Origin of the sequence: Pseudomonas sp. NFPP02 (genome assembly GCF_900119355.1) — a bacterium.
Classification (GTDB): Bacteria; Pseudomonadota; Gammaproteobacteria; order Pseudomonadales; family Pseudomonadaceae; genus Aquipseudomonas; species Aquipseudomonas paracarnis.
This window is the reverse complement of record NZ_FPJI01000026.1, coordinates 1-16,938: the sequence shown is the minus strand read 5'-3', so window position 1 is coordinate 16,938 and position 16,938 is coordinate 1. Positions and strand designations below refer to the sequence as shown.

Annotated in this window: 7 protein-coding genes, 1 rRNA gene and 2 pseudogenes; 6 read left to right on the top strand and 4 right to left on the bottom strand. The window is 58.7% G+C overall.

Annotation, left to right across the window (positions count from 1 at the left end):
• Positions 1-4,950 (top strand): annotated as a pseudogene (locus tag BT204_RS26810) (LapA family giant adhesin); the annotation flags it as partial.
• 150 nt (positions 4,951-5,100) lie between these two features.
• Entirely contained in the window at positions 5,101-5,439 is a 339-nt protein-coding gene (locus BT204_RS26805) for a hypothetical protein (RefSeq protein WP_054896857.1), read from the top strand.
• 123 nt (positions 5,440-5,562) lie between these two features.
• Here BT204_RS26805 and lapD read toward each other — a convergent pair whose 3' ends face one another.
• Both lapD and lapG read right to left on the bottom strand, forming a co-directional pair.
• On the bottom strand, positions 5,563-7,509 hold the full coding sequence (gene lapD / locus BT204_RS26800) for a cyclic di-GMP receptor LapD (RefSeq protein WP_054922570.1): 1,947 nt from the start codon (positions 7,507-7,509) through the stop codon (positions 5,563-5,565).
• Positions 7,510-7,523: 14 nt separating this feature from the next.
• A complete protein-coding gene (gene lapG, locus BT204_RS26795; protein WP_034125401.1) occupies positions 7,524-8,216 on the bottom strand; it encodes a cysteine protease LapG in 693 nt (230 codons plus the stop codon).
• A 249-nt stretch (positions 8,217-8,465) separates the two neighbouring features.
• Here lapG and BT204_RS26790 point away from each other — a divergent pair, with 249 nt between their 5' ends.
• From BT204_RS26790 to BT204_RS26775, 4 genes and pseudogenes are all read left to right on the top strand, one after another.
• The gene (locus BT204_RS26790; protein WP_034125400.1) at positions 8,466-9,176 is read left to right on the top strand and encodes a GntR family transcriptional regulator; all 711 of its coding nucleotides are present in this window, start codon (positions 8,466-8,468) and stop codon (positions 9,174-9,176) included.
• Positions 9,177-9,549: 373 nt separating this feature from the next.
• A complete protein-coding gene (locus BT204_RS26785) occupies positions 9,550-10,308 on the top strand; it encodes a DUF3050 domain-containing protein (RefSeq protein ID WP_054922566.1) in 759 nt (252 codons plus the stop codon).
• Positions 10,305-11,253: pseudogene (locus BT204_RS26780) on the top strand (diiron oxygenase). The gene BT204_RS26785 and the pseudogene BT204_RS26780 overlap by 4 nt, the downstream one beginning before the upstream one ends.
• Positions 11,250-14,627 carry an amino acid adenylation domain-containing protein gene (locus BT204_RS26775; RefSeq protein ID WP_072448874.1) on the top strand — a complete coding sequence of 1,126 codons (3,378 nt, stop codon included), beginning with the start codon at positions 11,250-11,252 and terminating at the stop codon, positions 14,625-14,627. Before BT204_RS26780 ends, BT204_RS26775 begins: the two are co-directional and overlap by 4 nt.
• Positions 14,628-14,690: 63 nt before the next feature.
• On the opposite strand, the gene BT204_RS26770 is transcribed toward BT204_RS26775, so the two are convergent.
• Positions 14,691-16,571 carry a methyl-accepting chemotaxis protein gene (locus BT204_RS26770; RefSeq protein ID WP_034125396.1) on the bottom strand — a complete coding sequence of 627 codons (1,881 nt, stop codon included), beginning with the start codon at positions 16,569-16,571 and terminating at the stop codon, positions 14,691-14,693.
• Positions 16,572-16,845: 274 nt separating this feature from the next.
• A 5S ribosomal RNA gene (gene rrf, locus BT204_RS26765) occupies positions 16,846-16,938 on the bottom strand; the annotation flags it as partial.

Sequence of the window (16,938 nt, the reverse complement as noted above, 5' to 3'; positions counted from 1 at the left end):
GTGACGCTGACAGCGCCTAACGCTGTTAACGAAGGTGGACAGATTACGTACACCGCCACGCTGTCCAACAAGGCGGGGACCGACGTCACGCTGAAGTTGGACAACGGCTCGTCGATTACAATCAAGGCTGGCGAGACCGTGGGCACCGTAACTGTGCCTGCGCCTACCGATGACGTGTTCATCGACAAGAGCACTCAGACCGTCAAGATCACCGACGCTTCCGGCGGCAACTTCGAAAAACTGGAAGTGGCAGGCAACGGCGCAACCACCACGATCAACGACACCATCGACAAGGTGGATGTAGTTCTGACCGCCACCACCACCGTTGGCGAAGGCGGCAACATCGTCTACACCGCCAGCCTTGTGGATAAAAACGGCGCAGCGGTGACCAACATCACCAATCCGCTGACCGTCACCTTGGACAATGGCAAAACCATCACCATCGGTGTGAATCAGTCGAGCGGTTCCATCACCACCGTAGCGCCAAACGACGTCTACAAAGGCGACCAAACCGTCACCACCGCCATCAAAGGCGTGACCGGTGGCGAGCATTTCGAGAACCTCGTGCCGGGCACGACGGCGGTGAACACCACCGTCACCGACACACCAGGCTCCACCGACCTGACCACCGTCACCTTGACTGCCCCGACCGCGGTCAACGAAGGCGGCCAGATCACCTACACCGCCACCTTGAGCAACAAGGCCGGCAGCGACATGCTGGTCCAGCTCGACAACGGTTCGAGCATCACCATCAAGCAAGGTGAGACCATGGGCACGGTGACCGTCCCGGCGCCTACCGATGACGTGTTCATCGACAAGAGCACCCAGACCGTCAAGATCACCGGCACCACCGGCGGCAATTTCGAGGGGGTGACCATCACACCTGCGGGCGCCACGACCACCATCAACGACACCATCGACGACGTGACCGTGGTACTCAAGGCCACCGGTTCGGTCAGCGAAGGCGGGCAGATCGTCTACACCGCGTCCCTGGTCGACAAGAACGGCGCGGCCGTGAACAACGTGGGCTCCGACTTGGTGGTAAGGCTGGATAACGGCTCGACCATCACCATCGGCAGTGGCAAGTCCACCAGCTTCACGACAGCTACCGCACCGAACGATGCCTATGTCGGCGCCAATGATGTCAGCGCCAAGATCACCGGCGTGGTCAGCGGTGGCGACAAGTACGAGCATCTGATTGTTGACGCCAGCCCCGCGGTCACCAAGGTCACGGATGTAGTGACGGATACCAAAATCAGCATAACGGGCGATGGCTCGGTCACTGAAGGTGGCACAGCCCACTACACCCTGACCTTGACCAACCCGCCGCAAACCGACGTAACCGTGACGCTCAAATACAGCGGCACCGCCACTGACGGTTCGGACTTCACCGGCGTGTACACCGTGAAGATCCCGGCAGGCTCCAGCAGCGTGCCGTTTGATATCCGCACGCTCGACGACAAGATCACCGAGCCTACGGAACAGATCGTTATCACCATCGACAAGGTCACCGGAGGCAACTTCGAGAACCTGGTGATCGACAAAGGCACCGTCACCACCAACATCCTCGACAACGATGCGCCGCCGGTGATCGACCTGGATGCCAACAACTCCAGCGGCGCCACGGGTGCCGATTACAAGACGGCATTTACCGAGGGTACCGCCGGGCCGGGCGTGTCGATCGCCGATACGGATATCAAGATCACTGACCCAGACAGCACACTGCTGACGGGCGCGACGGTCACGCTGACCAACGCACAGGCCGGTGATGCCCTGAACCTGGGCAATAGCGTGAATGGCATCAGCGTCAGCACCAACAACCAGACGGGCACTATTACCCTGACGTTGTCCGGCAGCGCAACGCTGGCTGACTACATGCAACGTATCCAGAACATCACGTTCACCAACAACAGCCACGACCCGAGCACCACACCGCGCACCATCACCGTGACGGTGACCGATGGCGGCAACTACTCCAACGTGGCCACCACCACCGTCAACGTGGTAGCGGTCAACGATGCACCAGTGGCCACTGGCGGTGCTGTGACCGGTACGGAAGACACGGCGCTGGCCCTGACCTGGGCCAACTTCGGCGTGAGCGATGTGGACTCGCCACAAGCCAGCCTCGGGGTGAAAATCACCGACCTGCCAGTAGCCGGCAAGCTGCAATACCTTGCGGCGGACGGCAGCACCTGGACCAACGTGACCAGCGGCCAGACCTTTACCAAGGCCCAGATCGATGGCGGCCAACTGCGCTTTATGCCGAACGCCAACGAGTCCGGCGCCGACGGTTACGGCGGCACTGGCGTGGGTAACAAGCAGGCGGATTACGCGCAGTTCAAGTTCCAGCCAACCGATGGCAAGGACCTGGGCACCAGCGCTACGGTGAAAGTCGATATCACCCCAGTGGCCGACGCACCGACCCTGAGCGTGGCCGACAACAACGTTGCCTCGACCGGCCTGGTCAAACAGGGCTGGAACAGCATCGCCGGCCTCGGCAACAACGGCAACGGTGCTGCACCGGACGTGCTGAAAAAAGCCATCGATAACGCGGGCACACCCAACAGCACCTCTGTGGTGACCAACGTCGAGTCCGTCGACAACGTGGCCGCTGGCTCTGGTTCCAAGATCTCCGGCCTGATCTACATGGAAGCGGGCAAGAGCTACACCTTCAGCGGTATCGCGGATGACAGCGTGGTGGTCAACGTTGGCGGTAAAGACGTTGCGAGCGGTTTGTGGGGTACCAACAGCGGCAAGTTCAGCGGCTCGTTCACGCCAACGACCACTGGTTACTACAGCCTTGAGATCTACCAGGCCAACCAAGCGGGGCCTGGCAGCTTTGACGTCAACCTGTCGGTCAACGGCGGGGCGGTGCAGAACCTGAGCACCAGCACCGTGCCGCTGTACACCGGCCTTACCGACCTGACCAACGCCGGCGTCACCGTATCCGACCTGCATGGCAGCAACGGTGACGGTTACTACGTGGGCTACAAGCTCAACGAAGGCCAGGAAAACGGCACGGTCAAATTGTCCAAGGTCACCACCGCGCTGACCGACACCGACGGCTCCGAAACCCTGAGCGTGAAGATCAGCGGCATTCCGGCAGGCTCGGTGCTCACTGACGCGTCGGGGCACACCTTTACTGCGGGTAAAACCGTGGGCGAAGTGAATGTCACGGGCTGGGACCTGAACACCCTGACCATCAAGCCGCCGACCTACTACAGCGGTCAGTTCAACCTGACGGTCACTTCGACGTCCACCGAGAGCATCGGCGGTTCAGCGACCACCACCGCGCAATTGCCCGTCACGGTGCACCCAGCGACCTACAATTCGGTCACCGGCACCTCGGGCAGCGACACCATCAATGGCAGCGATGGCAACGACATTGTCGTGGCCGACGTCGCCGGCTTGAACGTGGTGCAGGGCAAGAACTACAACATCGCGTTCATGATCGATACATCGGGCAGTATGGGTGCGGACTCGATAGCAGCGGCAAAAACCTCGCTGACCACCACGTTCAACTCGCTGAAAAACAGTATCGGCGCCAGCACTTCTGGCACTGTGAATATCTTCCTGGCGGATTTCAGCGACCAGGTCAATCGCACGGTGACAGTCAACCTGAAAGACCCAGGTGCATTGGACTCGCTGCAGAAAGTCCTGGATTCCATGGTGTCTACCGGCGGGACCAACTACGAAGACGTGTTCAAGGCCGCGGCCAACTTCTTCAAGAGTGCCCAGGCGACTGGCAACACTGGCGCTATCAATACAACGTACTTCATCACCGATGGTCAGCCGACGTTTTACCAAGCGTCCGAGCAGACCAACCCATACTTGTACGGCAACGTCAGGCTCGATGATGTCGTCACCATGAACAACTACACCATAGGTACCGCCACCCGGATCAACATCGATTCGAATAACTACCTTGATATCAACTCTGCCGGCAAGGTAACCCTCTGGTCTTACGGCTGGGGGTACAACAAGGGAATCATCCACGCCCAAGGGGATGGCACCTATGAAATATCGGTGCAAGGCGGCCTCGGCTACGATACCGACTACTCCACCACCCTCAACTCCAACAGCGCGTTCGCACTGCTTAAAGGTCTGTCCACAGGTGGCGTAGAAGCCATCGGCCTCAACAGTGGGGTCAGCCTGAATCAGTTGGCACCGTACGACAGCGATGGCAAGCCACAGGCCAACATCGATCCGAAGGACCTGGCCAACGCTATCCTCGGCCACACAGAGGCGACGTTGCCGGGCGCGGACACCGTCAGCGGTGGCGACGGCAACGACATCCTCTTCGGCGACCTGGTGAGCTTCAGCGGGATCAATGGCGAGGGTTACAACGCGCTGCAGGCCTTTGTCGCACAGAAGACCGGCGTGGCTGTCTCGGCAGTGACTGCCTCTAACGTTCACCAGTACGTCACCGAGCACTATGTGGACTTCGACGTCTCCGGCGCCAAAGATGCCGGCGATACACTGTTGGGCGGGGCTGGCGATGACATCCTGTTCGGCCAGGGCGGCAACGACCTTCTGGACGGCGGCAAAGGCAATGACATCCTGCTGGGTGGCACGGGTAACGACACGTTGATTGGCGGCCAGGGCAACGACATCCTGATCGGTGGCTCGGGGGCCGACACCTTCGTGTGGAAGGCGGGCGACATCGGCAACGATGTGATCAAGGACTTCAAGGCGTCCGAAGGCGACCGCATTGACCTGCGCGATTTGTTGAAAGGTGAAACCGACAGCACCATCGACAATTACCTCAAGATCACCACGGTAGAAGGTGTGTCGACCCTGCAAGTGAGCAGTGAAGGCAAGCTCAACGCCGCCGGTGGCCTGGCCAATGCTGATGTGACGATCAAACTGGAAGGCAACGATTGGTCCCACACCAGCATCAACTCGCTGATCAGTGGTGCCGACCCGACCATCAAGATCGATCACACCTAAGACGCGATTGATCGGCCGCCCTTCCAGGCGGCCGATTTTTTGGCCTACGGGTCGCTGGCCCTGGCGGACGGCGCATCGCATACTCACGCCCATACACGCAGCGTTGACCTATGCTGTTGAACGCCTGTGGCGCATTTTCGAGGGGTTGTTATGTTTTACGTGCAACGTGATGCACAGGGCGCGCTGGTTCGCGTAGAGGCCGCTGCCTTTACCGAATCCACTGAAACCCTGCCGGCCGATCACCATGAGATACAGGCCTGGTACGCCAACGAAGTGGTGGAAACCAGCCTGGCCCAGCTCAAGCAGAGCGACTTTGAGATGATCCGGGTGCTGGATGACTTGATCCAGGTGCTGACCCGCAAGGGGGTGATCAGCGTGACCGACCTGCCGCCGGCAGCCCAGGCCAAGTTGATGGACCGTAACCAGGCGAGGGAAGCGTTGGGTGGGTTGAGCCAGTTGATCGATGATGACGAGAAAGGATTGATTTAATCCAACCGCTCCTACCCCTGTAGGAGCGAGCTTGCTCGCGAAAAACTGAAATCGCCACGGGGCATCAGGTTTTGCGCGTTATTGTTGGCGATCTTCGCGAGCAAGCTCGCTCCTACAGGTGAATTATTTCCAGGGCGCGGGCTCGCCAAACAGTTGGCCCTGCACGCCGAAAATCCCCATCTCACGAATCACCTTCAGTTCGCCCTCGGTCTCTACACGTTCGGCAATCAACGGCAGGTCGATGCTATGGGCCGCTCGCTGGATGGCCTCGATAAACAGGCGCTTGTCGCTTTCCTGGTCGATGGCGCGAATGTAGCTGCCGTCGATCTTCAGGTACGCCAGGCCCAGGCGCGCCAGGTTGCCGATCATGCTGAACCGCCCACCGAAACGTTGCAGGCTGAGGGAGAAGCCCAGTTCGCGCAGGCGCTGGGTCATCTGTTCCAGCACGGGCTGCTCAGGCAGTTGCTCCTCACCAATCTCCAGGGTGAGGCGCGGGCCCAGGTTGCTGTGCTGGCGTAGCAGGTCATAAACGCGGTTCAGGGCCTGGGTATCTTGCAAGGTCGCGGCCGAAAGATTCAGCGCCAGGTTCTCGGTGTGGCTGGCCATCTGCTTGAGCACCTGCTCCAGCATCAGGCGGTCCAGGCGGGCTGACCAACCAAAGCGCTCAAGCCACGGCAGGAAGCGCCCGGCCGGTATGGTGTGGCCGTCTTCGTCCTGCAAGCGCGACAGTACTTTGTAATGCAAGACCAATTGCGGGTCCTGGCTGGCGACAACCGGCTGGAAGTACAGCTGGAAGCGCTGCTGGGTCAGGGCCTGGTCCAACAAGGTGTGCCAGGCATGGTGATCGTCTCCCACGCTGGCGGCGGCGCTGCGGTCCAGGCACACCCAACTGGTGTCGCCCTGCGCTTGGGCCTGGGCCAGGGCCTGATCGGCCAGGGTCAGCAGGGCTTGGGGCGCGTCGCCATGGCTGAACGGCGCCAGGCCGATATAGGCGACCGGCGTAACGTCACTGGCGCCGGTCGCTTGCAGGCTGAGCAAAGTGCTTTCCAGGTTTTGCGCCAGCTGCATCGCTTCTTCACGCATCAACCCCGGCGCCAGCACGGCGAACTCACCGCCACGAATACGGGTGACGAGGTTATGGGTTTCCGGGTACGGCGCGCACTGGCGCAGTAGTTGTTCGCCAACCGCTTGCAGTAACTGGTCGGTGCGCTGGCCACCCAGGCGCTGGTTGAGGCCGGCCAGGTCCTTGACCCGCAGCAGCAGAAGGTAGCCGGAGTTGGTCTCTTCCGGGTTACTGACGCGGGCGTTGAGCTGCATCTCGAAATAACGGCGGTTGGCGAGGCCGGTGAGGTTGTCCTGATAGGATTCGGTGCGCAGTTTTTCGCTACGCTCGGCCTGCTCCTGGAACAGCGCCTTGAGCTTTTCCACCATCTGGTTCATGGCCTGCACCACCCGCCGCAGTTCAGGCGTGCGGGGCAAGTCAGGCAGGCTGAGGAACTCACGGCGGGCAATGGCGTGGGACTGTTTGACCATATAGTCCAACGGCTTCAATTGCCGGCGCAGCAGCAGCCCACCGAGCACCACGCTGACCGCACCGCACAAGAGCAACCAGCCCAGGCTACCCAGGGCGCTTTGCCAGAGCTTGGCCAGGGCGAACATCGGATGGCTGACCACTTCTACCCGTGCGGCCTGTTCCCAGCCACGGCTGACCAGGGCATCACCGCCCGCCGGCTCCAGTCCGATCAGCTTGACGAACCAGTTGGGCACGCCGTTGTTGTCGGGAATACCGCTACGCTCGACGATGGTTTTGTCGGTGGCCAGGTCCACGACGCGGATGCTGGCATAGTAACCGCTGTCGAAGATCGAGCTGACCAACAGCTCCACCATGGCTGGGTCATCGATATTCGGGGTGAGCGACAGCGCCAATGCCGTCGCGGCATCCTGGGCGTGGGAGCGCAATTGGTTGACGTATTGGGTGCGCGAGCTTTCCAGGCTGACCATGAAGCTGCCGCTGAAGGCGACCACCAGGAACAGACAGATTGCGATCAATAGCTGTTTGAACAGAGACATCCGATCAGTTACTCCTAGTTGGCAGGCTCGGCTGGGAAGCCTTCCGCACGCATTTTTCTCAACACATCCTGCCAGCGCGACAAGCGTTTGGTATCACCGACTTTTTTGTTGCCTTTGGCACCAGGCAAGTACAACCCCTCGGCGTTGAATGAGTACACCGGGACCAGGTCGGTGCGACGGGTAGCCGGCAGGATCTCATCCATCAGGCTGTCGAGCACCAGTGGGACGGCGTCGGGGCTCGAATAATAAGTCAGGACCATGTGCGCCCGATTCTGCCGCAGGGCCTTGACGTAGGTAATGCGCAACTTGTCGCTGGACACGCCCAGGTGACGCAAACTGAAATATTTTGCGATGGCGTAGTCTTCACAGTCACCAGCACCTTTCCAGAGTGCCTCGACGGGCGTCTCCCAGTAATCCACAACGTGCCAGAGATCGATGTCTTCCACGTAGGTCATTTGCTTGTTGAAGAACAAATTGACGACCTTGAGCTGCTCCTGCTCGCTGACCTGTTTTTCGCTCACCAATAACCGCTGCCAGGCGTCGATACGCTGCTGGCCTTGACCCAAAGGCCCGTAGACGGCGGTAGCCTTGCGGCTGATTTGCGAGAAATCCCAATCGGCACGCAGCCCGCCGAGCATCAGGCCGGCCAGTAAAGTTGCTGATAAAAGCCAGCAAAGCAGTCGATAGGGATTAAAGCTTACCGCCAAAATGTTCAGTCCGTGAAAGAGACGGAATTTCCAGGGATGGTGAAGCCTGGCCCTACAAAAAACAATGGCACAGTGCAATCATCGCAGGAGGCGGCGTTTTTATAACCGCCCTTGTGAGAGACACAAAGTATGCTGTGTAAGCACTTACAAACGGAAACTTTGGCTATTTGACAAGCACCTGGCCCATCTTTAGTGTTCTTTGGATCCAATTAGCCAGACTATTATTCAAGAAAGGAGGATAGCGCAACCGTGACGCAGAAGCCGAACCCATTAAGCAGCATCAAAATCAGCGGGCCTATTCCCGCCCATCTTGCGCGCTCCGTTATCGAAGAAACGTTGCGTAATGCCATCCTTGATGGGCGATTGCCCTGTGGCACCGCCATGCGCCAGCAAGAACTGGCCAGCCTGTTCGGCGTCAGTCGCATGCCGGTACGCGAAGCGTTGCGCCAGCTGGAGGCGCAATCCTTGTTGCATGTGGTGACTCACAAGGGTGCCGTCGTTGCTCCCTTGATCGAGGACAATTCGGCCGAGACCTATGCCCTGCGCATGTTGCTGGAGTCCGAGGCCCTGCGCCTGTCGATTCCGTTGCTCACCGACGCGGACCTTGCTCAAGCCGAGGCCTGTATCAACGCACTGGAAAGCGAGAAAGACTACACCGAGATTGGTCGGCTCAATCGCCTGTTTCACATGGTGTTGTACGGCAAGGCGCCCAACCAGCGGCTGCTCACTTTGGTCGAGCACGGATTGAATGAGGAGGAGCGCTTCCTGCGCTTCAACCTTGAGGCGATGGGGCTGGGGGAGACTTCCCAGGAGGATCACCGCGAACTGCTGAGCCTGGTAGCGCAGAAGAAGGTCGAGGAGAGCATCCTGACGCTGCGTAACCACTTGATGCGAGGCATGGAGGTGATCGCGACCTACCTCAGCGGCCTTGAGAGCGCCGAAAAAAACCCCACTCAGTAGGTTTTTTCGCTTTTGCCCTTGATCCTTAGGTGATGTAGCAACTTTCTTATCAGGGATTGTTGCTCCATCAGAAAAAACAAAGAACCAAATCATAATTAAAGCCGACTCAGCGCGCAGCAAAATCCCACGTATAGTTGGGCAATCACCACACACATAAATATCGGGAAAAACATCTAATACATTTGTATACCGGTTCAAACATTCAACCAGCTTATTATCTTTTCCCAGCAAGACACACCTTTCCATCCACTGCGTCTGCCTAGTGCAAGGGCCTCGCCGTGCGCGTGGGCGCGCTCAAGTTACTCTCGCACTCACAACTATAATATTTCAACACTGCTTTTAGAGCACTCGCAACAACTCATAGGCGTCAACCATGTACCCACATTCACTCGCGCAAAAAAAACGACAACTTTTTGATCATCCGTTATTTATAGAAATAACCAGCCTCGGCAAGTTACAACACTTCATGAAACACCATGTATTTGCTGTCTGGGATTTCATGAGCCTGACCAAACGCCTGCAAAAGGACCTCACTTGCATGCAGTTGCCCTGGCTCCCCTCCACTGACCCGCACGCTGCCCGCCTGATTAATGAAATCGTGCTGGCGGAAGAGTCGGACGAGCACCCGACGCGGGGCTATTGCAGCCACTTCGAGCTGTACTTGGACGCAATGACGGAAGTGGGCGCCAGCACGGTCGCAATCACTCGCTTTATCGACCTGCAAAGCCAGGGAGTGGAGGTAAGCGCAGCCTTGCAGATGATCGATGCGCCCCAGGGCGTGGCCCGCTTCGTCGACAGCACCTTACAAATTGCCCTGAGCGCTCCGACCCACTGTGTGGCGGCGGCGTTCCTGCATGGCCGAGAGTGTGTGATTCCGTCAATGTTCGAAAGGCTTTTGCATAGCCATGCTTTCATAGGTCGGCAGGCCCCTACGCTATGTCACTACCTCAGCCGCCATATCGAAATAGACAGCGATGATCACGAGCCCGCGGCGCAACGGTTGCTACAGCGCCTGGTCGACGCAGACCCCAGCCGTCAGCAACAGGCCGATAACGCCGCCCTGGGCGCCGTGCAGAGTCGTATTACCCTCTGGGACGACGTACTGGCCTCGATGCAAGAGGTACGTCCGTGAACGCCGCTCATTACCAATCCTTTGCCGACGACTGGGAGCGTCGCGCAACCATCCGCACACGCCCCCGGCGGATGTTGGAAGACGACGACAAACTCATCTTCCCCCTGTGCCGTCAGCCTCTGGTGTTGAGTGCCACCTTTCTCAAGCACTGCCCGCAATGGCGCGACTTCGTGCTGGTGCAAAGCTTCTATAAATTCATCAATGACGTGGTGATTTTCGAAACCGAGATCGTCGACAAAACCGCGCGCAGCATCGCTAAAAATCGCTTCTCCCTTGCCCTTCCCGCTCGCCTGCCGCTACGATGCGATGACGGTCGTTGTCGACGAGGATTATCACGCGCTGGTCGCGCTGGATTTCCTGCAGCAAGCCGTGCAGATGACCGGAATCCAACCGCTCGATCTACCCGGGCAAATTGAATTGGGCCGCGCGCTGCCGGCAGCCCAGGCACAGGTACCGGCATACTTGCACGATGCCGTAGAGTTGATCGGCGTCGCCATCGCTGAGAACACCATCACCCATGACGTCGCAGCGTTTTCCAAAGATGGCAGCGTCAAATCCTCTGTCCGCGGCCTGATGGCCGATCATCTGTTTGATGAAGGGCGGCATGCGCGGTTCTGGACACAGTTGGTGCGCCTCTACTGGCAATCGGCAAGCTCTGAAGATCGCGACCACATTGCTCAAGCCCTGCCCGTGTTCCTGACGCACTACCTGACCAACGACCTACAGAAAGACTTCGATCTGCAACTGATCGAACACTTGGCTATCAGTGCCGATACGCGCCGGGCACTGCGCGACGAAATCCAGGCGCTGGACTTTCCCATCACCCATCAACATCCGCTGCTGGCCAATATCATGGGCCTCCTGCACCACAGCGGCGTACTGCAAACCCCCAGCGTGGCACGAGCCCTGCGCGACTACCTGCCCGTATCGAGGAGGTTGGCATGAGGCGCTTGCAGATCGAGTGGCGTGGTACCGGTAACGCTCTGGCGGCGCTCAGGCAGGAGCTGGAGCAATATGGGCATGTGGCAGGAACGGGGTCTGTGGATCTGGTTATTGAAGACGGGAGTCAGCCGCTGCCGCCCTCGCCCGCCAGTGCGCCATGGTTAAGCTTGCGCGTGGGTATCGGCCCGCTCTGCGAACACGGGCTGCCCTCATTACAGTTACGCTGCTACGACCGGGAGCGGCGCCTGCTGACGGTGCACGACGTTGCCCGGGAGCCCAGCGGCAATGGGCAGCGGTTGCGTCAGCAGGCAACGAATGCAGTGGTGGAGTGGGCTGCTTTGTTGGTTTGCGGTTTTTCAAGAGACCCCGCTTATTTCTCGGCAACGGCCGCTGCTAACGCCTGGCCTGAACAGGGCCTGCAAGAGTTGGATGCCTTGGCTTTCATGCACCGGCTCAACCACACGGCGGACCCTGCCTTACTGCACGCGGCCCGAACGCCCATGATCGAACGGCTGCAGGCCAGCCTCAATACCTTCGCGCATCGAACAGTGCTGAACATCGCCGGTCATGCGCTGACTTATCGGCAGCTCCAGCAACAAGCCATGGCTATTCAACAACGCCTGCTTCCCTTGCTGGAGGATGCCGAGGCTCCACAAGTGGTCGGCGTATGCCTGGAGAAATCTGCCGAGTTGTACGCCAGTATTCTCGCGGTGCTTGGCTGTGGCGCCGTGTATTTGCCGCTGGTGCCTGACCACCCGGAGCAACGCCAGCACTGCATGCTGACCAACCTGAAGGCCTGTGTGCTGCTGGAGAATGGCCAGCACCCATTGCGAGAGCGTTTCGTTTCACTTGATGTGAGCCAGGTGGCCGCGCACAGCGCCGACATGACGCAACCGCTGATGCACCGTCACCCCCGTGCCGACGAGCCGTGCGTGGCACTGTTCACCTCGGGTACGACGGGCCAGCCCAAGGGGGTACTGCTGAGCCAATACAACCTGGCGCATTTCACGGCCTGGCTCGTCAGTTGCGTGGCGTTGGATCAACACAGTCGCGTCCTGCAATTTTCGCCACTGGGCTTCGATTCTTCACTGATCGATATTTTCCCTGCATTGATCGCCGGCGCCGAGTTGATTGTGCCCAGCCCAGACCAGCGTCACGACCCTCAGCAACTGGTAGAACTGATTCGCAAGCAACGCGTCACTCATGGGTTTGTGCCACCGGCACTGCTCAGCATCCTGCCGCTGGATCAGCCGTTGGGCATGACTCATTTACTGACCGGAGGTGATTTCTGCGAGCCCTGCGTGATCGAACAACTGGCCGGTCAATGCCAGTTGCATAACCTCTATGGGCCGACCGAGGCCACTGTGTTGGCGACCCATCGGGTATTCCAACGAGGTGACAGCCATCGCAATATCGGCCTCCCCATCGCTAACAGCCAGGTGCTGATTCTCGACGAGAACCTGCAGCCCGTGGATGAACAGGTAATGGGCGACTTGTACATTGTCGGTCCCGGAGTAAGCCTGGGTTATTCGAATACACTCTCGCGGGCCGACAATCCGTTCGTGGCGCTGACACTGCCAAATGGCCAAGTGCTACAGGCTTATCGCAGCGGCGACTTGGCAAAATGGACGCAAGAGGGCATCGAACTGGGCGGCCGCAGGGATGAGCAAGTCAAGATCCGCGGGTTTCGAGTTCAGCCTCAGGATATTGAACAGTGCTTGCGCGATAGTCGCTTGTTTCGCCAAGTGGCAGTGGTGATCGATACGGCACACAGAGTCATCGGCTTTGCCGCCCAGCCGGAATCTGGCGCTACGCTGGCAAGCCTGAAGGAACATGCTCGACAGTGGTTGCCGGTGCATATGCAGCCCAGCGCTTGGAGCGAACTGGCATGCATGCCCCGTTCGAATAACGGCAAGATCGATCGCAAGGCCTTGCTGGCCATGCCAATACCCATACCCATCGGGATGGATCGCTGTCGCATACAAGACCCTTTGCAGGCACAACTGGCTGACGTGTGGGGTGAGCTGCTGGGATTACCCGCAGGCGAACTCTCGATTGATGAGAGTTTTTTCAACCTCGGTGGCCACTCCATCCTGTTGTCGACCCTGTTGCTACGCCTGCGCGAGCAGTTTGGCCGCAGCTTCTGCCTGAGCCCCTTTTTTGAGACGCCGACCATCCGCACATTGGCCGCACTCATGGATGGCAGTGCACTGCCGGATACACCATCCAACCAGATGGAACAAGATGCGACGCGAGCACTGGAGGTCGAGATGCTGCCCGAGACCCTTGCGGGAGACTCGCGCAAAGCCATCGTCACCGGCGCGAACAGCTTTGTCGGGGTTCATATTGTCCAGGCACTGCTGGCTGGCGGGGCGCAGGACGTGGCGTGCCTGGTGCGCGAGTTGCCCGGCCATTCGGCAGCGACAAGGTTCGCCCAGGCATTGCGCGAATACCGCTTGGAACATATGGACCTGAGCCGAGTACAGGTATACGCCGCCGATATTTGTAAACCTCGCCTGGGCTTGGCCGACGACGTGTACGAGCACCTCGCCCGTCATTACGGCGTGGTGGTGCATAACGCCGCGCAGGTCAATCATGTGATGGATTACGCCTCACTCGCCAAGGACAACGTCGAGCCGGTGCTGGAATGCCTGCGCCTTTGCGAGACCCATTGCAAGAAGGTCCTCAATTTCATCTCGACGCTGTCAGCCTGCAGCAGCGTGGACGTCGACGGGTCCGTGCTTGAAGCGCCTGCCCGACGCGCACTGCCGCTCTATGTGAAAAATGGCTACAACCTCTCCAAGTGGGTAGCCGAGCGGCTATTAGGACGGGCAGTCGAGCAAGGGGCCTGGGTCAATATTCATCGGCCGGGAAATATCAGCTTCAACAGCCAGAACGGCGTTTGCCAGCCACAGAAAAACCGCTTGATGTTGATGCTCAAGGGGTCTCTGCAATTAGGGATGGTCCCGCGACTGGACGTCAATTTCGATCTGATGCCGGTGGACTTCCTGGCGCGTTTCATCGCCTACCACAGCGTGCGCTTTGACCCTGGGCGAAACGTGTTCAACCTGCACAACCCACTGCCCTTGAGTTGGGACCAGTATCTCGACGCCTTCAGCGAGGCTGGGCACGCTTTTGACCGAGTAAGCATTGAACACTGGCAACGGGCGCTGCGCAAAGTGAGCCGCAATAACGCGTTGTTCGGAGTGCTGGGCTTTTACCTGGACGGACTGGGCGAGGACATCGGTGACACATCGATGATCCGTTACGACAATGCCCGGTGGGGCGTGGAAAAAATGGGCATGTGCTATCCACCCAAGAGCCAGGCGCTGTTACGCAAAGGCTGCGACTATCTGAGCGCTATCAGTTTCCTCTGAATAGCACCCTGGACGTGAGACCAAGCGATCGGAGCGAGAGGCCTCGCTCCGATGCGGTCAGGATCAGATCTTGAAGCTATCGACCAATTGCTTCAGTCGGCTGGCCTGCTGGGACAGCGCATCGCAGTCCTTGAGCGTCTCGTTGAGGTTGGCCACACCCTGCTGGTTCAGCAAGTTGATCTGGTTGATATCGACGTTGAGGGTTTCAACCACGGCGGTCTGCTCTTCAGTGGCGGCCGCGACGGATTGGTTCATGCCATCGATCTCAACGATACGTTGCGTCACGCTGACCAGACGCTCACCTGCCTGGTTGGCGACTTCGACGCTTTCTTCGCTGGAAGCCTGGCTGGCGTTCATGGTGGTCACGGCTTCGCGCGAACCCACTTGCAGCGAAGTGATCATCTTGTGGATTTCTTCTGCCGACTCCTGGGTACGGTGCGCCAAATTGCGCACTTCATCCGCCACGACGGCAAAACCACGCCCTGCTTCGCCAGCACGGGCCGCTTCGATCGCCGCGTTTAGGGCGAGCAAGTTGGTTTGCTGGGAAATGCCTTTGATCACATCCAGGATGTGTCCGATGTTATCGGTACTGGCATTAAGGGTTTCGATCTGAGTGCAGGACAGGCTGATCTTTTGCGAAAGCTCCGACATCGCCTGAATGGTTTGCTCCACCACTTTACGACCATCGTCAGCTTGTTCGCTGGCACCACTGGCATGCTGGGACGCGTCAGCAGCGTTGCGCGCGATTTCCTGGGTGGCGGCCCCTAGCTCGTTGATGGCTGCGGCCACGCTGTTGGTACGCGCGCTCTGTTCGTCAGAACCGATGATCGACGCATTGGATGAAGCCATCACACGCTGGGACAAATCGTGCACCTGGCGCGTTGCCGAAGACACTTCGGAAATCGACGCGTGAATTCGCTCGACGAACTGGTTGAATGCGCTGCCGACTTCGCCGAACTCGTCTTTGCTGGTCACGTCGAGACGTCGGGTCAAATCACCTTCGCCTTGGGCAATGTCCTGCATGGCCACGCCCATGGTGGTCAACGGGCGCAACAGTACTTGAATCAACAGGCTCAGGAGCACCGCAATAGCCACAACGGCAATCAACATCGCAATCAAGGCCGAAGTACGGAATTTGCCCAGCGGGGCATAGGCTTTTTCTTTGTCGATCGAAAGGCCGATGTACCAGTCAGCGCCAGGCAAGCCGCTGATAGGCGTGAAGGAAAGGATGCGATCCTGACCGTTGAGGACAACGTCCTGATTGAGCTTCTCAATGCGCACGTTGGTGCCGGGATAGATGTCCTTGAGATTCTTCATCACTTGGTCCTGGTCCGGACTGACGATGACCTGGCCATCACCGCTGACCAGGAACGCATGGCCGATACCACCGAAGTCTACCGAGTTGATGATCTTCACCAGTGTCTGCAGGCTCAGGTCACCACCGACAACACCCAACAACTCGCCATTCTTTTTCACCGGCATGGCAATTGTCACGATCTGACCGCCCACAGCCGCCATATAAGGCGGAGTAAGCATGGTTTTGTCCGCCACTACTGCTTGCTTGTACCAAGGGCGCTGACGGGGGTCGTAGTCGTCAGGCATTTTCGCGTCAGGGCGCTGGGTGAATACCCCATTGGTTTGACCTACATAGGTGAACTGGAAATTGGTAGTGAATGCTGGCTGATCGACCAAACCTGGGAGGTCGGCGGCGCTGCCCTGGTGGGCAACGTTCTGCGCCAGGTTCTCGAGGACCAGGATGCGACCACTGAGCCAGTTCTGCACACTGCTGGCGGTGAGCTCGCCGGATTGTTGGATGGACGACGTAAGGTTTTGCCTGATGGTGCTGCGCTGCAGGTAGTCGTTGTAGAGGGTAAATAACGCGAAGGCTAAAACCACGACGCCTGACGCGGCCAACAGAATTTTATGACTGAACTTGAGATTCATTTCATCGACTTCTTTTGCCAAAGGGGGGTGAGCGTGCCGAGTGGAACATTCCATGTAACGGGATAGGCGGACTCTGCGGTCGCTCTATTTCGGTGCACGCATGGCTCGTCAGGCTTTCGGCCAAACTTCGACAAATCTTAGGAATTTGTGAGAAGCATCTTCTTTTAACGTAGGAAACCGACAGGCGGTAGCCGTAAGGCAGATTTGCTGCGGTGGGCCGCCCTAAACGACAAAACCCCTGTCTGCGTTAGCAGACAGGGGTTTCGGAATTCAATCTTGACGATGACCTACTCTCACATGGGGAAACCCCACACTACCATCGGCGATGCATCGTTTCACTGCTGAGTTCGGGATGGGATCAGGTGGT